Below are 20696 nucleotides of genomic sequence, written 5' to 3' on the forward strand. Positions count from 1 at the left end.
GTGCATTATTATGTTCACGCTATAACAGTTTGTCCACAATATGGATATTGTTGAAACATGTATTGTGAATAATGTGGAAAACCTTGGCATGGTTTGTTATATAAGTGTCCGAAGACTGTGGATAACTCTGTGGATACTGTGGATTACTTAAAACAAGATATGCACAACTATTAATAACTTATGTTAATAATATGAAAAATATTCCTGGAAAAACTTATGCAGTATTTAAAATAAAATAAAAAGCTGAAAATGGTATGCCGCCTTATGGTAGATAAGCAAAATAATAAAATTGTTTATGATAAGGGGCATATTTTTTTTATTTTAGTTATTGACATTGATTGTATAATTGTATACAATTATACACATAAACATGTATAGTAAAATACAGATATACATATTTGAAAATCGTTAGGGGGTATAAGCATGTTAGAATTTAGTAAGAAGAGCAATGTATTGGAACAAGCGGCTTATAAATATAGCCTGCAGGATATTAAAGAGCCGAATCTTTACCGTACATTGTTTCCATATGACGAAGTGCCTAAGGTGCCTTTCAATTTTCGTCGAGTTCCCATGAATGTGCCGGAAGAAATATGGATTACAGATACTACATTCAGAGATGGGCAGCAGTCACGTACGCCGTATAATGCGAAGCAAATTGTTGATATTTTTGATATGCTCCATCGTCTTAGCGGTCCTAAAGGTATTATCAAGCAAACAGAATTTTTCCTATATAGCCAAAAGGATAGAGACGCGCTAAACCAATGTTTGGAGAGAGGATATGAATTCCCGGAAGTTACTACTTGGATTAGAGCTACTAAAAGTGATTTTCAGTTAGTGAAAGATATAGGGATTCAAGAGACAGGGATTCTGGTTAGTTGTTCCGACTATCATATTTTTAAGAAATTGAATATGACAAGAAAACAAGCAGCAGAACATTATTTAAGCGTAGTAAAAGATGCGCTTTCCATCGGTATAAAGCCAAGATGCCATCTTGAAGATATCACCCGTGCAGATTTTTATGGTTTTGTAGTACCATTTGTAAATGAATTAATGGAACTGTCCAGAGAGGCAAACATTCCTATCAAGATCAGAGCATGCGATACCATGGGGTACGGCGTATCTTATCCCGGTGTGGCGCTGCCTAGAAGCGTACAGGGAATTATCTACGGTTTGAGACATTATTCGGATGTTCCTGCAGAATTGCTTGAATGGCACGGACACAACGATTTCTATAAGGGCGTAAACAATGCTGCTACCGCATGGTTGTATGGTTGTGCAGCAGTAAATTGTTCATTGCTGGGGATTGGAGAGCGGACAGGAAATGTTCCATTGGAAGCGATGGTGTTTGAATATGCCAGCTTGAGAGGTACGACCGACGGTATGGATACGGAAGTTATTACTGAAATCGCTGAATATTTTGAAAAAGAAATAGGCTATGAGATTCCCCCGATGACACCGTTTGTAGGCAAGAATTTTAATGTAACAAGAGCAGGGATACATGCGGACGGATTGTTGAAGGATGAAGAAATATATAATATTTTTGATACCGATAAGCTGTTAAACAGACCGGCGCTGGTAGCAGTAACCAATCTTTCGGGGTTAGCAGGAATCGCGCATTGGATTAACAGTTACTATAGGCTTAAAGATGAAGATAAAGTTGACAAGAAAGACCCGATGATTGCGAAAATAAAAGAATGGGTAGATGCAGAGTACGAAAGCGGCCGTATTATTGCCATCAGTGACGAGGAATTGGAAGAACTGGTAGAACAATATGCACCGGGAAAATTTAAAAAATAATAATGTACAATGGACAATGTGCAATGGACAGTGTACAATGGACAGTGAATAGTGAATAGTGAATAGTTTATAACTGAGTGATGGTGGGAACATTCCTTTAAAAAAGGTGTGTTCCTTGACCTTTTAAATTGTCCATCAGGGCAGTATACATTAAAACTGAGAGAACGAAATTAAGGGGTTATTATATTATACAGTTCATGATTCACAGAGTATAGATAGGAGTTTTCTGTGAACTGTGAACTAATATCAAATGGAGGTTAATTACATATGAACGAAATGATTGCATCAGCAACAGAGAAATTTGCCAAACTGATAGAAGAACAATTGGAAAGAATTGAAAAGATGAATCAAGAAAAGGATTTTGTTCAATATGATCAACTGGACAAGATTGTGATTGGTATTGTGGGTGGTGATGGGATCGGACCTGCAATTACCAATGAAGCGCATCGTATTCTTGAATTCCTTTTAAAAGAAGAGGTTGATAAGGGTAAAGTTGAGTTTAAAGTCATTGACGGTTTGACAATTGAAAATAGAGTGAAAGTAATGAAACCTATCCCTGAAGATGTTTTACAAGAATTAAAAAAATGCCATGTAATTCTAAAAGGTCCTACTACCACACCTAGAGCCGGTGACCCTTGGCCTAATATTGAAAGTGCGAACGTGGCAATGAGAAAAGAATTGGATCTTTTTGCGAATGTTAGACCTGTAAAGGTGCCTGAAAAAGGAATTGATTGGACATTCTTCAGAGAGAATACTGAAGGAGCGTATGCTGTTGGCAGCAAAGGCGTTCATGTGAACGATGATTTAGCCATTGATTTTACCGTTACTACGACAGAAGGTACCGAAAGAATCGCACGGGCGGCATTTGACTATGCTGTAAAGAATGATAAAAAGAAAGTAACCGCTGTAACAAAGGCAAACGTAGTAAAAACAACGGATGGGAAATTCTTAAGTCTGTGCCAAAAAGTTGCCAAGGATTATCCGACCATTGAAATGGATGACTGGTATATTGATATCATGACTGCAAAACTTGTTGATGAAAAAAGAAGAACTCAATTTCAAGTTTTCATACTGCCCAACTTGTATGGAGATATTTTAACGGATGAAGCAGCAGAATTTCAAGGAGGAGTAGGCACGGCAGGAAGTGCAAATATCGGAAAACGATATGCGATGTTTGAAGCAATTCATGGCTCTGCTCCCAGAATGGTTGATGAAGGCAGAGCACAGTATGCGGACCCAAGCAGCATCATAAGAGCTGGAGTGATGCTTTTAGCACATATAGGATATGTGCAAGAAGCACAAAAACTGGAAAGAGCGCTGGATATTTGTATGCATACCGAAAAGAGGCTTGTTGTAACCGGTAGAGATACCGGCGCAACCGGTAATGAATTTGCTGATTATATTATGCAAACCATACAAACAATTGACAATTAATCATTGACAATTGATAATGCAGAATGAGAGACAAAATTGTAGACAAAGTACTCGACATGGGTTATTATAAAAAAGCAAGAAAAAAAGATTACTACTTGTAACCATTGAAAAAGAAGTTTATAATTAAAGTCAGATACTAAGCGGTGAATATAAAATTTTGTTGCATAGAGAATAGAGTGTATGTGGTACAAATGCTGCATTTTCGGTTCTCGATTCTGCATTAGCTTTGTGAGGGAAGTGTCTATGGGAAAAATCCAAATCGACCAAGATAATGAAAATTATTCATTAAGGGTTAAAGTATTCAAAGAATTGGAAGAACATATATTAAACGGAAAGTTTCAGCCGGGTGATAGTTTAATTGAAACAAAATTATCCGATGAGTTTGGGGTCAGCCGTACGCCGATCAGAGAAGCCATCAGGCAGTTGGAACTTGAGGGTCTGGTCAGAACGATTCCCAACAAAGGGGCGGTAGTTCTCGGTGTATCGACAAAAGATATTGAAGATATATATACGATACGCATGTTGATTGAAGGGCTGGCAGCACGATGGGCTGCAGAAAAAATTACGGATGAAGAAATTGAGCAGTTGAAAGAGTCGGTGGAGTTATCGGAATTTTATACTATTAAGAATGATATGCAGCATTTACAAAAGCTTGATTCGAAGTTTCATGAAATTATCTATGAAGCGTGTAAAAGCAAGCCGTTAAAGCATACATTATCAACGTTTCATCATTATATCAAAAGAGCAAGAGCGACTTCCTTTGAAACCCCCGGTAGGGCTAAAAAAGCGTTGGAAGAGCATAAAGCTATTTTGCAGGCAATTATTGATAGAGATGGTGAAAGAGCGCAAAAGCTTATGTATGAGCATAATAAAAATGCCAGCAGCAATCTGATTATCCGGAACAAAAACGATAGCAAAAATTGATGTGTGAAAGGCAGTTGAAAAACTGCCTTTTATGTTACGTAAAGGGAATTGTTTAAAAATACATAGATTATTGTATCAACTTCTGCGTATAGTAAACAATATAAATATATGGATATATTGACAAAATATTAACAATAAGTTATAATTGAGCAAGATATGTGTACGGTAATACAGCATCATAGTAATGTTTTAACGAATGAGATATACAAAGGAGTGATGGCACATGGATTATGAACGGAAAAAAGTGTCTATAGCAGTCGTCAGAAGACTTCCAAGGTACTATAGATATTTAGAGGAACTTTTAAGGCATGATATAACACGGATTTCTTCAAAAGAATTGAGTCAGAGAATGGGTGTCACTGCTTCTCAAATACGTCAAGACCTGAACTGTTTTGGTGGTTTTGGACAGCAAGGCTATGGATACAATGTAGAATACTTGTATAAAGAGATAGGCAATATCTTGGGACTATACAATGGATACAGATCTATTATTATAGGAGCCGGTAATCTTGGACGTGCCTTGGCGAATCATACCAGCTTTGAACGCAGAGGATTTAAATTGGTTGGTATATTTGATGTGAACAGGGAAGTGGTAGGAAAAGAAATCCGAGGGATTGCCATTAAGCACTTGGATGAGCTAGAGGAGTATATAAAGGCCAATAAAGTTGATATAGGCATTCTTGCCATTCCGAAAGACTCGGTTTCGGAAGTAGCGCAGCGACTGGTTGATCTTGGTGTTAAGGGATTGTGGAATTTTTCATACACTGACCTAAATATTTCAGGAACGGTTGCGATCGAAAATGTCCATCTCAGTGATAGTTTGATGACTTTATCCTACCAAATTACTGAAGGAAAGTAAAGATAAGGTGGTTTTACTTTGCAGGTCATTGCATTTATAGGACCTAGCGGTTCTGGCAAAAGCTATAGAGCCATGTGGGTTGCACAAGAGAATAACATTAATTATATTATAGATGACGGGCTGCTGATTAAGGGCAACCGTGTCCTTGCCGGGTTTTCTGCAAAAAAAGAACAAACACGGCTAGCTTCCGTCCGAAGGGCACTTTTTATTGAAGGCAATCATGTACAGCAGGTAATGAAAGCCATTGATGAAGAGAATCCGCCGGCGATGCTGATATTAGGAACTTCACAGGGAATGGTGGAGGCGATTGTCGGCGCATTGAAGCTTCCCGGTATTTCTAGGATTATCCGTATAGAAGACGTTGCTGAAAAGGATGAGATCGAAAAAGCAAGAACACTAAGACGGACTGAAGGAAAACATGTCATTCCCGTACCAACTTTCGAAATAAAAAAAGATTTTTCGGGATATTTGCTTGATCCGTTGAAGATATTTCGACGTAAAGGAAAGAATGAAATTCCACAAGTAGTCGATAAATCAGTTGTCAGGCCTACTTTTAGCTATATGGGTAATTACACCATATCCAATCAAGTAATCATTACGATATGTGAATTTGAAGCCATGAAAATAGCAGGAGTCAAAAAGATTAGTAAAGTATGGCTTCAAAATGATAACCCTGGGTTGGCTATTCATATGGAACTCACATTGGAGTATGGCAACATATTGCAGGAATTGGCGAAGGAAATACAAGTAACCGTAAGGGATGCTGTAGAGAAATATACGGCTATCAATGTGCTGGCAGTAAATATTACTGTTAAGTCTTTGGTAGTTCAAGGGAAATGAAAGAATAATTAAACTTCGTACGGCAGTGTGCGTAAAATTGTAAATATTAGCGACGGCGGACATTATAATCTTTGTACTAATGTAGGGGCAGGCCTTGTGTCTGCCCTTAAGATATGTTGAGATTTTTTTGGGGGACAGGTGTGATGCACGAGATCACTGAAAAAGTGCTTGATTGGTCAGTCGCAAAGCATGGGGACGGACCTACAGCTTCCCTAAAAAGCAAGCGCAGCAGTAGGTCCGTCCCCATGCTTCACTCCTTCTGCGTGCTAAATCAGACTTTTTTGGTGGTTTTGCACTATTTCTGGCTCTATAAACATATTAAATTAATATATTACGGTATATTTCAATTGTTCTATAGCATGGATGATCTCTTTTTTATCAATTACCCTGGAATCAAAGGCTATAATAAAAGCCTTTTCCGAAGGCTTCACTATTATTTTTCCAATGCTGTTGAGAGAAGTGACTTTATTAATAATTCTTTGTGTATCATTTTTGCGAAGATGATTTATACGAATGATTGCCTTAAACGTTTCGATTCCTATTCCCTCCATTTATGAGTAGTATCTGTTAATAGTATGGACATTTTTTTTACATATAACACATCGGAACCTTTCCTTTATAAATGGACAATGGACCTTTGTAAATGTACAATGGACAATGTACATTGAACGGCTAACAATGAATAGTGAACGGATAATAGTGAATAATTAATAGTGAATAGTGATTAGTTATCATAGTTAATGGTAAAGTCTGATTTCCGATAATATTTAAAAGCTGTAGATTCTTGTAAGTAGCGAACTTTAAGATTATAATTTAATATATAAGTCACACTAAGTATGTCACATTTCTTCTTTCTCTCCTGACTGTAATATACTTAGTGTTATTTATATAGTATAGGAATTATCATTCTGTAGGGACGTATGGCAATACGTCCGCTCGGCTGTATATCCATACAGCTTCAAATTTGGTTGTCTGGATTATTTCGATTTATCCATTTACTGCTTTTTGCTGTGAACCGTGAACTGTGAACTAAAATAACTGTGAACTAAAAAATCTTGAGGTGTAATATAAAATGGCCTATGATTATAAAATATTTGAAGACAATAATCGAGTGATTGTACAAGGTATCCGAGACTTTAACCTCGTTCATACTTTCGAATGCGGGCAGTGTTTTCGATGGGATAGGCAAGAGGATGAAAGTTACACAGGTGTTGCTTTTGGAAAAGTTATTAATATATCTGTGAAAGACAATGGGTTGATTATCAATAATACGAATTTGGAAGATTTTAATAATATATGGAGAGCTTATTTTGATTTGGATAGGGATTATGGCACTATTAAAGAAGAACTAAGCAGAGATCCTGCGCTTGCTAAAGCAACGCGATTCGGCTGGGGAATTCGTATTGTGCAGCAAGAGGTTTGGGAATGTATGGTTTCATTTATTCTTTCCTCAAATAATATCATTCCAAGGATTAAAAAAATTATAAAGAGTATTAGTGAGAGATATGGACAGCCCATAGAGTATCATGATAGAGTTTATTATAGCTTTCCAAGACCGGAGGATCTATATCAAAAAACGGCGGAAGATATGGATTTCTGCAAAAGCGGTTATAGATGCAAGTATATTTTGGATGCTGCAAGGGCTGTAATGGAACGCCGTGTCATGTTGAACATAATTAAAGAACTTACTACTGCAGAGGCGCGGAAAGAATTAATGAAAATAAACGGTATAGGACCGAAAGTAGCGGATTGTATTCTTTTATTCTCTTTACAAAAATATGATGTTTTTCCAACCGATGTTTGGATTCGACGGGTGATGGAATTTTTTTATGTACAAGAGGATGCTTCGATAGGACATGTTCAAACGTATTCCAATGAGCAGTTTGGTGATTTTGCAGGTTTTGCACAGCAATATTTGTTTTATTATGCGAGAGAGATGAAAATAGGGAAAAGGTAGGTAATGGCAAATGTACAATGGACAATGGATAATGAAATGCGGTTTTGGGTGACAGGAGAACCGTCCGAGATTACTGATAAAGTCCGATTTAGCACGCAGAAGGAGTGAAGCATGGGGACGGACCTACTGCTGCGCTTGCTTTTTAGGGAAGCTGTAGGTCCGTCCCCATGCTTTGCGACTGAACGATGAAGCGCTTTTTCAGTGGTTTCCAACCGTCCCTATGTTACATTTTTGAACGAGAATATAATGTACTTAGTGTGACGTATATAGTAAAATGATTAGTGGCCAAGGGGGGCTGAAGTTATGTTAGGTACGGTGGTGAATGCGGCGGCGATTGTTACCGGCGGTTTGATTGGAGCAACGGTAGGAGGCGTCATCAATGAGAAGTATAAGAGTACGGTGATGCAGGGTATTTCTCTTTCGGTAATTGTAATAGGATTATCTATGGCATTGGAAGGGTTAGGGGTTTCAAGACCCGATGGCTTTCGTGGAGAAATGCTTTTACTGATGATTTTTAGTCTGGTCATCGGCGGGATCATAGGAGAATGGCTTGACATAGAAGCAAAACTGGATATGTTTGGAAAATGGATACAAAAGGTAGTGCATAGAGGCGGAAAAGTAAGTACTTTTGCAGAAGGCTTTGTCATTGCAAGCCTTGTATATTGCGTGGGTTCCATGGCGATTATGGGCTCTATTCAAGACGGATTGAATCATGATCCCAGTATTCTTTATGCAAAGTCTGTGCTTGACGGTGTATCGGCGGTGATATTTGCCTCAACACTTGGGGTTGGGGTAATGTTTTCATTTATACCTGTTTTTTTATATCAAGGTGCAATTACTCTTCTTGCATCATTTGTAGAGCCATTATTAATGGACTGGGTAGTTGCAGCAATGTCTGGGGTAGGTGGAATTCTTATTATAGGTATTGGCATGACCATGCTTGATCTTAAAAGGATCAAAGTGGGAAACTTGCTTCCGGCTATATTTATTCCTATGATATATGGGATGATAGTAGTGGCTGTATAAATGATATTATACTTTTTTTCGTTTCCAGGCAGGATTTTTTTCTTTGATGCAGAATATTAACTATAATAAAGAAAGGTATTTTGCTGGGATGAGGTGGGCAAATGGTACTGGATTGGTTTAACACAATTGCATATAAATGCCCTGCTTGTGGTGCGATAGAATTCCACAATATTTCACTCTTTGACTTTTCAGGTAAAAAAGAGTATACTCTTCCATGTATGTGTGGAGCATCACTTGTTAAATTAATAACAAAAGATAATCGCCTTTGTAATATACTTATTCCATGTATAGCTTGTAACACAGTACATACATATACCATTAATTTTAAAGATTTATGGACAAAAAGAATAATGTGTTTCAAGTGTACTAAAACTAAGATAGAATTATGTTTTATCGGTTGTGATGATGCAGTAAGAAAAGCAGTAGACTTATATGAAATAGAAATGGATAAATTAATGGAAGATATCGGGTACGATAATGGTTTTGCTAATAGTGTAGTCATGCTGCATACTGTTGATAGGATTCATGATATAGCGGAGAAAAATAATCTGCTTTGTCAATGCGGTAATTATGATATAAATTTACGGATATTGTATGATAGTGTAGAATTGACATGCAATAAGTGTTTTGCGTGCGAAACCATCAAAGCATGTACAAATCAAGATTTAAAATTGACATTAAAGCGAGACAGCATTATAATCAGTGATGACATTTGTAAAAAATACTTGAAGCTATAATGGAAGCATTCAAATTAAACATATTTAGTGTGAGTGATTTTGATTATACATAAATAAAAGATAAACTTAGGAGGTAGAGTTGATGCTAGTAACAGGAAAAGAGATACTGGATAAGGCCCATAAGGAAGGATATGCAGTAGGAGCGTTTAATGTTAACAATATGGAAATTCTCCAAGCTGTTATTGCTGCCGCGGAAGAAGAAAAAGCTCCAGTTATTATACAAACTTCAGAAGGTGCTATTAAGTACGCTGGAATCGACTATCTCAGCACTTTGGTTCGTCTTGCTGCAGAAAAAGCGACTGTTCCGGTAGCACTGCACTTGGATCATGGAACAACTTTTGAAACCATTATCGGTTGTATCAGGAATGGATGGACATCAGTGATGATTGATGGATCTCATCATCCGCTGGAAGAAAATATTGCGGTGACAAACGAAGTTATTAAGATCGCGCACGCATGCGGTGTTTCAGTAGAAGCTGAGTTAGGCAGACTAGGCGGAGTGGAAGATAACATTAGCGTTGATGAAAAAGACGCAAGATTAACCCATCCTGATGAAGCTGTCAAATTTGTGAAGGAAACAGGCGTAGATTCACTGGCGATAGCTATCGGAACTGCGCATGGAAAATATAAAGGTGAGCCAAAGCTGGATTTTGAAAGATTAACCACCATTAAGAATTTATTAAATATTCCTATCGTTCTTCATGGTGCATCCGGTGTTCCTGAAGATGCAATTCAAAAGGCAGTATCACTGGGCGTAAACAAGATCAATATAGATACTGACGTGAGAGTTGCTTTCACGGAAGGTGTGAAGTCTGTAATCGTGAATAAACCTGAAGAATATGATCCAAGAAAGATTTGCGGTCCTGCGAAAGATGAAATGAAGAAAGTAGTAAAAGCCAAGATGAAATTATTTGGATGTTCCGGAAAAGCATAATAATATAAAAGAATAAAAAAACTGCGGGTTTCGCAGTTTTTTTTTATTCTTTTATTTCAAAATTTCCCTTTTTTGCTTGACATCTGTATTCCAATCGAATATAATACTTCTTTGTAGGATTATTGTATATATTTGCAATAACCATCCTTGCTCTAACACAATCGTTAGGGCCATAGTCCAGAAGGAGGTGAAAATAATGGTTAAAATCGTAAACAAGTATGAAACTCTTTTCATCATTAATTCCAATCAAGGCGAGGAAGAGATTACGGCGCTTGTTGAAAAATTTAAATCATTAATTGAATCTGCAGGTCAAGTTGAAAATGTTGATTTATGGGGAAAAAGAAGACTTGCATATCCAATCAATGATTTGAATGAAGGATACTACGTTTTGATTAATTTCAATGCTGAAACTTCATTTATTCAGGAGCTTGAAAGGGTTTTCAAGATTACTGATGGAATAATGAGAGCACTCGTTATAAAGAAAGACGAATAAGATTTTACATCTAGGTAGGTGATAACAAATGTTAAACAAGGTAATACTGATGGGAAGACTTACTAAAGATCCGGAGCTTCGTTATACGCCCAGTAACGTTCCTGTGTGCACTTTTACTATTGCGGTAGATAGAAATTATGCGAAACAGGGAGAACAAAGGCAGGCGGACTTCATTCAGGTTGTTGCATGGAGAAACAATGCCGAGTTTGTTAGCAAATATTTTGCGAAGGGTAGAATGATTGCTATTGCAGGAAGTCTTCAAACCAGGTCATGGGATGATCAGGAAGGTAAAAGACATTTTGTTACTGAAGTTGTTGTAGATGAAACCTACTTTGCAGATAGTAAACGTGATAACGATAATGCCAGCAGAATGAATCCGGGATTCGGTGGTAGCGATGCTTCAGATATAGAAGGATTTACACCTATCGATTCTGATGATGATCTTCCGTTTTAGAGTACGATAGAATTTGGTGCGAGGAGGTTGGAATAATGGCTGAAAGAGAAAGAAGAGAAAGACCTGGCAGAGGAAGAAGAGCGAAAAAGAAAGTTTGTTCTTTCTGTGTAGATAAAGTAGAAACAATCGATTATAAAGATATTTCAAAATTAAGAAGATATATTTCTGAAAGAGCTAAGATTCTTCCAAGAAGAATCAGCGGTAACTGTGCAAAACATCAAAGACAGCTTACCCAAGCAGTCAAGAGAGCAAGACAAATTGCTTTATTGCCGTATACATCAGAATAAGAATAATAAAACCAGTGCATATGCACTGGTTTATTATTTTTAAAGCGTTTGACAACTGCCGGATATGAATATAGAATATTTATAATTATGTAATGAGGAGAATGGAAATATGAAGGTAGGGTTTATGGGTCCGAAAGGAACGTTCACACAGCAGGCAGCGGATATTTATGCCGGCAATACCAGCGCAGAATTGGTTGAATATACGAATATAGCGGAATTGATTCATGCCATTTATAATGGTGAAGTAGATGAAGGGGTTGTACCCATTGAGAATTCCATAGAGGGTTCCGTCAATGTGACACTTGATATGATGGCGTGGAACGTCGATTTAAAAATTAAAAAAGAGATTATAATTCCTATAAAACATAACTTCATGGTTAGAAAAGGGAAGAAAGATGTATCGCTGATACTATCTCACCCTCAGGCAGTTGGACAGTGCAGAGCGTTTTTGAATAAATATTATCCTAAAGTGCCTGTGCAGTATGCTTATAGTACGGCTCAAGCAGCTCAACAGGTAGCTTCTTCCGCTGAGAATTGGGCTGCAATTGCGGCGCCAAAGGCAGCAATGGAATATGATCTTGAGTCATTGTATCAATCCATACAGGACCATGACAGCAATGTTACACGTTTTATCGTATTGTCCCATGACTATTCCAATGAGGAGAATCAAAGGAAAACATCTATTATTTTTTCTACTGATAATAAGCCGGGAAGCTTGTATAGAGTTCTTCAGATTCTTAACCTTTGGGATATTAACATGACGCGTATTGAATCGAGGCCGGCGAAAAACAGTTTAGGAAGCTATATCTTTTTTGTAGATATAGAGGGGAACTGGCAGCAGTCGGATGTTAGAGATGCTTTAACAATGATAAGAAGAAAAACTTCATTTTTCAAGATGCTGGGTTCCTATGCGGTAGAGAGTTATGATTGCTAATTGTCCTATTGGATGATATAATATACTATGGTTTAAAATAGCAAAGAGGTGAAGATAATGTCTCTTTTCGATAGGGATCTTGATATAACCCGAAATATTAAAATGATTGAGTGGCTTAAGAGTGAACTCTTAACAGATATTGCGGCGCTTTTTAAAGCATTGATGAATGGAATGAAAGATGATGCGCAGGATATCCTGGCAGAAACAATATCCAATCTCATTGTGATATGTTACTTGCTGGGGAAAAGACTGGGTATCAGTTATCATATGATTGATTTGAAGATGGAAGATAAGTTAAGGTTGGGCATTATTGAAGGCCATGAGCTAGAGAAATCTTATAAAGATTTGTCTGAGTTATCAAAGCATTTGAATTCAACTAGAGATAAAAATAGGAGCAGCCACTTCTACAAGTAACTAAGAACAGCTTTTAGCTAGTCAGAAAGGATAAGAGGAGTTCTTGAAATGAATAATCGTCTGAATACAAAAAGTATGCTGGAAGCTGCATATCTGTCTGCAATGACAGTCTTTTTTGCGGTAGTAGGGTTTTATTTGCCGGCTTTTATGGCTTTTGCCATTTTTTTAAGTACGGTGCCACTGGTAATATTAGTCGTTAGGACCAATGAAAAGATAGCTTTATTAGCAGCATTCATATCATATTTTTTGATTATTATGTTTACTGGAGAAATCATTGTTGCAACTACGACATGGATGAGTTTTTCCTTTTCAGGTCTGGCATTAGGGTACGGTATGAAACGGAGATGGAATTTTCAAAAGCTGCTAATTACTTCATCCGGTGCGTACCTTTTTTCATTATTACTCATTATAGTACTCATTAATCATCTTGCAGGGGTGAACCAGATTGATATACTGGTGAATGAATATCTAAGTACAATGGATAGAAGTATGGAACAAATGAATAATGTAATGGGAAATGTACAGATACCTTCAGACAAGCTGGCGGTTATTAAAGATACGGTAACGTATTTGGTGCCGGGATTCCTTATAATTTCATCTGCCGTATTCGGGTTTATATCTTTGTTTCTATCCAAGATGGTAGTATGCCGCATTGGTTATGATTATAAATATTTGCCTGCTTTTTCTGAATTGAAGGTGAGCAGGGTCACAACAGGGGTTTTTACAATCTCCTTTTTACTATTTATGTTCTCCGACCAGACGATTTTTTCAGCTGCCATTGCCAATATTGCACTGATATTATCTGTAATATTAATGGTGTGCGGTATTTCGGTAATGGATTATTTTGTAAAAAAGGCAGGTATTCCCGGCATTGTAAGGGTTATAATATACATCATAGGTTTCTCCATCACTACCGTATTGGCTCTGATCATACCAGTCTTGCATCCTTTTTATATTTTGATTGTATTGACTTTAGTGGACAGCGCCCTTGATTTAAGAAAGCTTAGTCATAAGGGAGAGAATCATGGACAATAAAAAGTTTTATAGAATATTGATTCCTGGTGTAAGTCTTTATTTATGGATAATATTTATCTCTATTTTCATTATGGCGTTTTATGGTCATTGGATTGAAGCAGTCTTTGGAATTATAATTTTTTGTTATTTACTATATTACAACGCAAGAAGTAAAAGCCTGAAAACAAAGGAAATTACGAAGTATATTGAAAATCTTACATTCCATGTAGATTCCGCCACAAAAGATACATTGCTGCACTTTCCGCTGCCGATGGTGGTACTGCATTTAAACGGTATCATTACATGGTACAACCCTAAGTTTGGCGATATATTTAAGGGGCAGGAACTTTTTGAGAAGCCTATACAGCATTTTGTGAAAGACCTTCAGGTAGCAGCATTAATAGAGAACGAGAGCAACATTTCATTGAACTTGTCGTATGATGACAGATATTATCATATTGTTGGAAATGTTGTAAAAATAGATTCGGCACCGGAATCCAATTACATGATTGTGCTGTATTGGATTGACAATACTGAGCTGAAAACACTGGAAAGCAAATATAAAGATGAAAAAAACATCGAAAGTATTATCATGATTGATAATTATGATGAAGTGATGCAAAATACCGATGATGGCAACAGACCTCAAGTTTTAGCTGAAATTGACAAGAGATTGACGACTTGGGTTTCGTTTACCAATGGGGTGATTAAAAAGTTTGAAAGAGATAAATACATTTTTATATTTGAGAAGAAATATTTATTCAAATTTGAAGAAAAAAAGTTTGATATTTTAGACAGTATCCGGGAAATCAATATCGGGAATAAGATTCCGGTGACTTTGAGTATAGGGATTGGATTGAATGGAGAGACCATACTGGAAAATGATACTTATGCGAGAGCTGCTATTGATATTGCCCTTGGAAGAGGCGGAGACCAAGTTGTTATAAAAGATAGAGATGTTTTGAAGTTCTACGGAGGGAAGACCAAGGAACTGGAAAAACGCACAAAGGTCAAGGCAAGGGTGATGGCCTATGCACTGAGAGAGTTAATTGCTCAGGCTGATCAAATTATGATTATGGGGCATCAAAATGGCGATATCGATTCGGTAGGTGCGTCTATAGGTTTATATAGAGGTGTAAAGTATAGAGGTAAGAATGCTTTTATCGTGTTGAATTCGTTTAATCCTACCGTCAGCAACTTACTGCTGAGACTGGAGAAAATTGAAGAATATAACGATGTGTTTATATCTAAAAATCAAGCAATGGATATGGTGAGTGATAAAACGTTGGTGATCGTGGTAGATACGCATCGAACCAGTTTCACCGAGTGCCCCGAATTACTAAAGGAAACCCATCATGTGGTAGTTATCGATCATCACCGTAGAGGAGCAGAGTTTATTGAAAATGCGGTATTGACATATCATGAGCCCTATGCTTCTTCTACCTGTGAGATGATTACTGAAATACTTCAGTATATAGATGAAAAAGTAAAACTGAATACGGTTGAAGCTGAAGCCCTTTATGCCGGTATAGCTGTCGATACAAAGAACTTTTCCTTTAAGACAGGGGTAAGGACATTTGAGGCCGCTTCATACCTTAGGAGGATGGGGGTGGATACTACTTCGGTGAAACAATTATTTCAGAACGACTTGGATACGTTTGTTGCAAGAGCAAATACAGTAAAAGCAGCAGAGATATTTCACAGTAATCTTGCCATTTCCGTATGTCCTGAAAATACCAAGAATGCACAGCTAATTATTGCCCAGGCTGCCGATGAGTTGTTAAATATAACCGGGATTACCGCTTCTTTTGTCATGTGCAATGTAAATGGAGAGACAATTATCAGCGGAAGGTCGCTAGGAGACATTAATGTACAGGTCATTCTTGAGAAACTTGGAGGTGGGGGACACTTGACAGTCGCAGGGGCGCAGCTTCCCGGTATTTCAGTGGAAGAAGCCCGTATCCAACTCAAGACAGCGATTGAACAATACTATGATGATCTGAGCGAGAAAAGTTGATTTACTTTAGTGGGGAGTGAGGAGTGGATAGTGGGGACAAGAATCCTATCCACATATTTAGTTTCCAAACCATTAAGCGCGTTCCTGTAGGGGCGGACGACTCTGTCCGCCCGTGGACTCTGAAAGTTATCGATTCGGGCGGACAGGGTCGTCCGCCCCTACAGAACATATTTAAGGCAGTAGATTACTGTTTTTATAAACTATAATTGAAATTAATAAGTACCATAGGAGGGATTTATATATGAAAGTAATATTACAAGCAGATGTAAAAGGGCAAGGAAAAAAAGGGGATTTAGTAAATGTTAGCGATGGGTACGCTAGAAATTTCTTATTTCCGAAAGGCTTGGCCATTGAGGCAAACAAAGCGAATATGAATGTACTCGAAAGTCAAAAGGCAGCACAAGCATTTAAAAAGGAAAAAGAATTGGAAGCTGCTAAAAAGCTGGCTGAGAAGCTATCAAAAGTTACTGTTACAATAAAGGCAAAAGCCGGGGAACATGGCAAACTGTTTGGCTCCATTACCAGCAAAGATGTTGCCGACAAATTGAAAGAACAGCATAAAATTGATATTGACAAAAGAAAAATAAATCTTCCGGAAGCTATTAAGGCACTAGGCGCAATGGATGTGGAAGTTAAAGTTTATCCTGAAGTGAGTGCGAAGATTAAAGTAAGTGTTGTAGAAGAAAAATAAATATTTAGTGGGGAGTGAGGAGTGGATAGTGGGGAGATGCGCTTCATATGACTTACTCTGAACACTAAAAGCTTTTAGTTTGTATGTGTTATCATAAGTATTTTAAGTAAAAATTTTAGTGGAGAGTGATAGCGAAGGAAGTGGGACGAAATTGCTCCCCACTCCTCACTGTCCACTCCCCACTTACATGGAGTGTAATTATGGATATACCATTGGGGCGCGTTCCGCCTTTTAGTTTGGAAGCTGAACAATCCGTACTAGGTGCAATGCTATTAGATAAAGAAGCTATTTCAACAGTTACAGAAATAATAAAAAGTGACGATTTCTACAGAGACGACCATAAAGAGATCTTTGAATCAATGATGGATCTTTTTGATAGGAATGAGCCTGTAGACTTGATTACGCTTACTGAGCAATTAAAGCTAAGAGACTCTTTGGAGGCCGTAGGTGGAATAGAATATATGGCTGCTATCGCCACTTCCATACCTACTACAGCCAATGTAAAATACTATGCGAGAATTGTAGAAGAAAAATCAATATTGAGAAAACTGATTAAAGCCTCTACTGATATTGCGGGGATGAGTTATGAAGCGAATGAAGAAGTAACTTTTATCATGGACCAAGCGGAGAAAAAGATTTTTGATATTCTTCAAAAGAGGACAAATCAAGGGTTTTCACCCATAAAAGACGTTTTGATTGATAGCTTTGATAAGCTGGAAGAGTTATTCAAAAATAAAGGAAAGATTGTGGGCATACCGACAGGGTTTACTGATCTTGATCGTAAAACTTCAGGTTTGCATCCGTCTGATCTTATTTTAATCGCGGCACGTCCCGCAATGGGGAAGACAAGCTTTGTGTTGAATATCGCTCAATATGCTGCGCTGCATGCAAATGTACCGGTAGCGGTCTTTAGTCTTGAAATGTCTAAAGAACAGCTGGTAAATAGAATGCTTTGGTCGGAAGCGTTAATTGACAGTCAAAAGATAAGAACCGGTGAGCTGCAGGATGAGGACTGGCCAAAGCTGGCAAGGGTGATTGGGCCGCTTTCGGAAGCGCCGATTTTTATTGATGATACCCCGGGAATATCTGTTGCTGAAATGCGTGCAAAATGCAGACGTTTAAAACTGGAGAAAGATTTGGGCTTAATCGTAATAGATTACCTTCAATTGATGCAGGGAAGAGGAAGAACCGATAACCGTCAGCAGGAAATCTCTGAAATATCCAGATCGCTGAAGATCCTAGCAAAAGAGCTCAATGTCCCGGTCATCACGTTATCGCAGCTAAGCCGTGCACCTGAAACAAGGGCGGATCACAGGCCCATTCTTAGTGATTTAAGAGAATCCGGTGCCATTGAGCAGGACGCGGATATCGTAATGTTTTTATACAGGGATGATTATTATAATCCTGACACGGATAAGCAAAATATAGCTGAATGTATATTGGCAAAGCACAGAAACGGGTCTACAGGGACAGTAGAATTAGTTTGGTTGGGGCAGTATACCAAGTTTGCCAACCTGGATAGAGCACACCAGTGATAAAAGATGTACAATGGACAATGTACAATGGACAATTTTTTGTGCTTATGAGGATTGTTAAATGGTAAAATAGGATGATATTTCTCAACTTTTGAACTATCTTTAGCCAATATCCTAGCATGTAGTATTGTAGGGGCGGACGACCCTGTCCGCCCGATATATTATTGCGTTATCCGCGGGTAAATATAGAATCTGCGCCTACCAATACTCGATGAATAGCGTACCATATCACTTGGGAAACTATAAAGTTATTACCTGCAAGAATTTAGGACTTTAAAAATTGTACATTGTCCATTGTACATTGTACATTTATACGAAGTTCATTGTACATTATATTGAGAGGGAATACGAATAGTGACAAGCATAATCAATATTATTAAGGGTACAATTGAAAAATACAACATGTTTAAGCCGGGAGACGGAGTGGTGGTTGGTGTATCCGGCGGCCCCGATTCGGTATGCCTGCTTCATGTGCTTAACGAGATTAAAGATGAGTATGACATAAGATTATATGCTGCGCACATTAATCACCGGTTGAGGGGGCAAGATGCGGAAGAGGATGCGTTGTATGTAAAGCAATTGTGTGATATGCTGAGAATTCCTTTTTTTATTAATACTGAAGATATAAAACGAATATCGAAAGAAAAAGGCATTTCAGAGGAAGCTGCCGGACGTGAAGTGAGGTATGCGTTTTTTTTTGAGTTAGCCCGTCAAAAAGGAGCTCAAAAAATCGCGGTTGCTCATCATTTGAATGATCAAGCTGAGACCGTATTAATGCGATTTATAAGAGGGGCCGGTTTGGAAGGACTGGCGGGCATAAAGCCGCATCGTCAAGATGGGGTGGTCAGGCCGCTGCTGGAGATATCCAGAGAACAGGTAGAAGAATACTGCATCCAACATGATCTGCGTCCTCGTTTGGATGAAACCAATCTTGAAGCGGTTTATACAAGAAATAAGTTAAGGCTTGATTTAATACCACGGATTATAAAAGATTATAATCCGAATTTCATTCAGACCGCTGTTCAAAATGCAAAACTAATAGCTGAAGATCATCAGTTTATTGAAGAATATATTGACGGGATAATAAGCGAAAAAATAAGAAAGGATAAAAGAGGCGTTTTTATTTCTATTAATTTTTTAACCGCACAACATGCTGCCATACAAAAGAGAATCATTAGAAGAGCGATACATGCTTTTAATGGGAATACAGCTAATATCGAATACCGGCATATAGAAGAAATAGTGCAAATGCTTAAGGATTCAGCCGCTCAAAGGGTTACAGGTAAAGCGGCAGATCTTCCGGGGCATATAAGAGTGGAAGTAGTTTATGATGCACTGTATGTGACGGATAAAACAAAGAAAAAAGAACAGCGGGATTTTAATTATCTGCTGCAAATCGATGAGCCGATACTCATTAGAGAAGTAAATATGATTGCTGTCGCCCGTGTAGTAGATACAGAGCAGCTTGAGGGTATAGAATTTAACCGTTTTACAAAAGCTTTTGATTATAATAGCATAAAAGAGGAAATATATATAAGGAATAGACTGCCGGGAGATACGTTTATGCCTTCAGGAATGAAGGGCACAAAAAAACTTAAGGATTTTTTTATAGATTTAAAAGTACCGAAATACAAAAGAGATACAGTTCCTTTAGTGGTTGCCGGGCATGATATCATATGGGTTGCAGGATATAGAGTGAGTGAAAAGTTTAAGTGCGCCAGCGAGTCAAAAAAGGTACTTATCATAGAACTTCAGGAGGTAAAGTAAATGATAGAGGATATTGCAAAGGTACTGATAACAAAGGAGCAGCTGCTGGAAAAGACACAAGAGATGGGTAAAATAATAAGTGAAGACTATAAAGGGAAAAATTTAATGGTTCTGTGCGTTTTGAAAGGCGGAGTCATGTTTACAACTGACTTGATCAAAGAAATAGCTGTTCCCGTTGAATTGGATTTTATGGCAATTTCGAGCTATGGAGCCTCTACATCAACATCAGGTGTTGTCAGAATCTTAAAAGATCTTGAAACAGATATACAAGGAAAGGACATACTAATTGTAGAAGATATTATTGATAGTGGATTGACATTAAAGTATTTAAAGGAACTGTTGATTTCAAGAGGACCTGGAAGTGTAAAGATTTGTACAATTTTAAATAAACCGGCCCGCAGAAAAGTGGATGTGCATGTAGATTACAAAGGATTCGACATCCCTGATGAATTTGTGGTAGGTTATGGGTTGGATTATGCTGAAAAATACAGGAATCTGCCATTTGTAGGGGTATTAAAACCGGAAGTATACATGCAGAAAGATTGAGTAAAATAATAAATTGTAAACAAATTTTGAATAATA

At 37.7% G+C, this 20696-nt stretch carries 20 protein-coding genes; all 20 read left to right on the plus strand.

The features are described from left to right. Window positions 1-423 precede the first annotated feature (423 nt). The 20 genes from QKW49_RS17115 (at window position 424) to hpt (ending at window position 20660) form a co-directional block, all read left to right on the plus strand. Complete coding sequence (locus tag QKW49_RS17115) at window positions 424-1797, plus strand: 2-isopropylmalate synthase (RefSeq protein WP_282863876.1); 1374 nt, start codon at window positions 424-426, stop codon at window positions 1795-1797. Between the two features lie 267 nt (window positions 1798-2064). Continuing rightward, on the plus strand, window positions 2065-3231 hold the full coding sequence (locus QKW49_RS17120; RefSeq protein ID WP_282863877.1) for an isocitrate/isopropylmalate family dehydrogenase: 1167 nt from the start codon (window positions 2065-2067) through the stop codon (window positions 3229-3231). A gap of 243 nt (window positions 3232-3474) precedes the next feature. Further along, window positions 3475-4155 (plus strand): GntR family transcriptional regulator, encoded by a 681-nt coding sequence (locus QKW49_RS17125; protein WP_282863878.1) that lies wholly within the window; start codon window positions 3475-3477, stop codon window positions 4153-4155. Window positions 4156-4378: 223 nt separating this feature from the next. Next, a complete protein-coding gene (locus tag QKW49_RS17130) occupies window positions 4379-5014 on the plus strand; it encodes a redox-sensing transcriptional repressor Rex (protein ID WP_282863879.1) in 636 nt (211 codons plus the stop codon). A gap of 18 nt (window positions 5015-5032) precedes the next feature. Next, on the plus strand, window positions 5033-5854 hold the full coding sequence (locus QKW49_RS17135; RefSeq protein ID WP_282863880.1) for an Asp23/Gls24 family envelope stress response protein: 822 nt from the start codon (window positions 5033-5035) through the stop codon (window positions 5852-5854). Between the two features lie 1072 nt (window positions 5855-6926). Then, the gene (locus QKW49_RS17140; protein ID WP_282863881.1) at window positions 6927-7811 is read left to right on the plus strand and encodes a DNA glycosylase; all 885 of its coding nucleotides are present in this window, start codon (window positions 6927-6929) and stop codon (window positions 7809-7811) included. Between the two features lie 303 nt (window positions 7812-8114). Beyond that, window positions 8115-8837 (plus strand): DUF554 domain-containing protein, encoded by a 723-nt coding sequence (locus QKW49_RS17145; RefSeq protein ID WP_282863882.1) that lies wholly within the window; start codon window positions 8115-8117, stop codon window positions 8835-8837. A 101-nt stretch (window positions 8838-8938) separates the two neighbouring features. Continuing rightward, the gene (locus QKW49_RS17150) at window positions 8939-9574 is read left to right on the plus strand and encodes a hypothetical protein (protein WP_282863883.1); all 636 of its coding nucleotides are present in this window, start codon (window positions 8939-8941) and stop codon (window positions 9572-9574) included. A gap of 79 nt (window positions 9575-9653) precedes the next feature. Next, the gene (locus QKW49_RS17155; protein ID WP_282863884.1) at window positions 9654-10508 is read left to right on the plus strand and encodes a class II fructose-1,6-bisphosphate aldolase; all 855 of its coding nucleotides are present in this window, start codon (window positions 9654-9656) and stop codon (window positions 10506-10508) included. 205 nt (window positions 10509-10713) lie between these two features. Next, window positions 10714-11001, plus strand: coding sequence for a 30S ribosomal protein S6 (gene rpsF / locus QKW49_RS17160; RefSeq protein ID WP_282868168.1), 288 nt, complete (start codon window positions 10714-10716; stop codon window positions 10999-11001). A 28-nt stretch (window positions 11002-11029) separates the two neighbouring features. Continuing rightward, a complete protein-coding gene (gene ssb, locus QKW49_RS17165; protein ID WP_282863885.1) occupies window positions 11030-11455 on the plus strand; it encodes a single-stranded DNA-binding protein in 426 nt (141 codons plus the stop codon). Between the two features lie 35 nt (window positions 11456-11490). Next, window positions 11491-11742, plus strand: a complete 252-nt coding sequence (gene rpsR, locus QKW49_RS17170) for a 30S ribosomal protein S18 (RefSeq protein WP_282863886.1) — start codon at window positions 11491-11493, stop codon at window positions 11740-11742. A gap of 109 nt (window positions 11743-11851) precedes the next feature. Then, complete coding sequence (gene pheA / locus QKW49_RS17175) at window positions 11852-12676, plus strand: prephenate dehydratase (protein ID WP_282863887.1); 825 nt, start codon at window positions 11852-11854, stop codon at window positions 12674-12676. Window positions 12677-12733: 57 nt separating this feature from the next. Then, complete coding sequence (locus QKW49_RS17180) at window positions 12734-13090, plus strand: MazG-like family protein (protein ID WP_282863888.1); 357 nt, start codon at window positions 12734-12736, stop codon at window positions 13088-13090. 48 nt (window positions 13091-13138) lie between these two features. Beyond that, window positions 13139-14125, plus strand: a complete 987-nt coding sequence (locus tag QKW49_RS17185; protein WP_282863889.1) for a DUF2232 domain-containing protein — start codon at window positions 13139-13141, stop codon at window positions 14123-14125. Beyond that, window positions 14115-16121, plus strand: a complete 2007-nt coding sequence (locus QKW49_RS17190) for a DHH family phosphoesterase (RefSeq protein ID WP_282863890.1) — start codon at window positions 14115-14117, stop codon at window positions 16119-16121. Before QKW49_RS17185 ends, QKW49_RS17190 begins: the two co-directional genes overlap by 11 nt. A 241-nt stretch (window positions 16122-16362) precedes the next feature. Beyond that, entirely contained in the window at window positions 16363-16812 is a 450-nt protein-coding gene (gene rplI, locus QKW49_RS17195; RefSeq protein WP_282863891.1) for a 50S ribosomal protein L9, read from the plus strand. 200 nt (window positions 16813-17012) lie between these two features. After that, the gene (dnaB, locus tag QKW49_RS17200; protein WP_282863892.1) at window positions 17013-18347 is read left to right on the plus strand and encodes a replicative DNA helicase; all 1335 of its coding nucleotides are present in this window, start codon (window positions 17013-17015) and stop codon (window positions 18345-18347) included. A gap of 354 nt (window positions 18348-18701) precedes the next feature. Next, window positions 18702-20114 carry a tRNA lysidine(34) synthetase TilS gene (tilS, locus tag QKW49_RS17205; protein WP_282863893.1) on the plus strand — a complete coding sequence of 471 codons (1413 nt, stop codon included), beginning with the start codon at window positions 18702-18704 and terminating at the stop codon, window positions 20112-20114. Further along, entirely contained in the window at window positions 20115-20660 is a 546-nt protein-coding gene (hpt, locus tag QKW49_RS17210; RefSeq protein WP_282863894.1) for a hypoxanthine phosphoribosyltransferase, read from the plus strand. It abuts the gene before it with no gap. The last annotated feature ends 36 nt before the right edge of the window (window positions 20661-20696 follow it).

The organism is Petroclostridium sp. X23 (assembly GCF_030013905.1).
GTDB lineage: Bacteria > Bacillota > Clostridia > SK-Y3 > SK-Y3 > X23.

What these genes read in the sequence shown, in the direction of transcription:
- QKW49_RS17115 (WP_282863876.1), top strand. Translation starts at nt 424, where the DNA reads ATGTTAGAATTTAGTAAGAAGAGCAATGTATTGGAACAAGCGGCTTAT.
- QKW49_RS17120 (WP_282863877.1), top strand. Translation starts at nt 2,065, where the DNA reads ATGAACGAAATGATTGCATCAGCAACAGAGAAATTTGCCAAACTGATA.
- QKW49_RS17125 (WP_282863878.1), top strand. Translation starts at nt 3,475, where the DNA reads ATGGGAAAAATCCAAATCGACCAAGATAATGAAAATTATTCATTAAGG.
- QKW49_RS17130 (WP_282863879.1), top strand. Translation starts at nt 4,379, where the DNA reads ATGGATTATGAACGGAAAAAAGTGTCTATAGCAGTCGTCAGAAGACTT.
- QKW49_RS17140 (WP_282863881.1), top strand. Translation starts at nt 6,927, where the DNA reads ATGGCCTATGATTATAAAATATTTGAAGACAATAATCGAGTGATTGTA.
- QKW49_RS17145 (WP_282863882.1), top strand. Translation starts at nt 8,115, where the DNA reads ATGTTAGGTACGGTGGTGAATGCGGCGGCGATTGTTACCGGCGGTTTG.
- QKW49_RS17150 (WP_282863883.1), top strand. Translation starts at nt 8,939, where the DNA reads ATGGTACTGGATTGGTTTAACACAATTGCATATAAATGCCCTGCTTGT.
- ssb (WP_282863885.1), top strand. Translation starts at nt 11,030, where the DNA reads ATGTTAAACAAGGTAATACTGATGGGAAGACTTACTAAAGATCCGGAG.
- rpsR (WP_282863886.1), top strand. Translation starts at nt 11,491, where the DNA reads ATGGCTGAAAGAGAAAGAAGAGAAAGACCTGGCAGAGGAAGAAGAGCG.
- pheA (WP_282863887.1), top strand. Translation starts at nt 11,852, where the DNA reads ATGAAGGTAGGGTTTATGGGTCCGAAAGGAACGTTCACACAGCAGGCA.
- QKW49_RS17180 (WP_282863888.1), top strand. Translation starts at nt 12,734, where the DNA reads ATGTCTCTTTTCGATAGGGATCTTGATATAACCCGAAATATTAAAATG.
- QKW49_RS17185 (WP_282863889.1), top strand. Translation starts at nt 13,139, where the DNA reads ATGAATAATCGTCTGAATACAAAAAGTATGCTGGAAGCTGCATATCTG.
- QKW49_RS17190 (WP_282863890.1), top strand. Translation starts at nt 14,115, where the DNA reads ATGGACAATAAAAAGTTTTATAGAATATTGATTCCTGGTGTAAGTCTT.
- rplI (WP_282863891.1), top strand. Translation starts at nt 16,363, where the DNA reads ATGAAAGTAATATTACAAGCAGATGTAAAAGGGCAAGGAAAAAAAGGG.
- dnaB (WP_282863892.1), top strand. Translation starts at nt 17,013, where the DNA reads ATGGATATACCATTGGGGCGCGTTCCGCCTTTTAGTTTGGAAGCTGAA.
- hpt (WP_282863894.1), top strand. Translation starts at nt 20,115, where the DNA reads ATGATAGAGGATATTGCAAAGGTACTGATAACAAAGGAGCAGCTGCTG.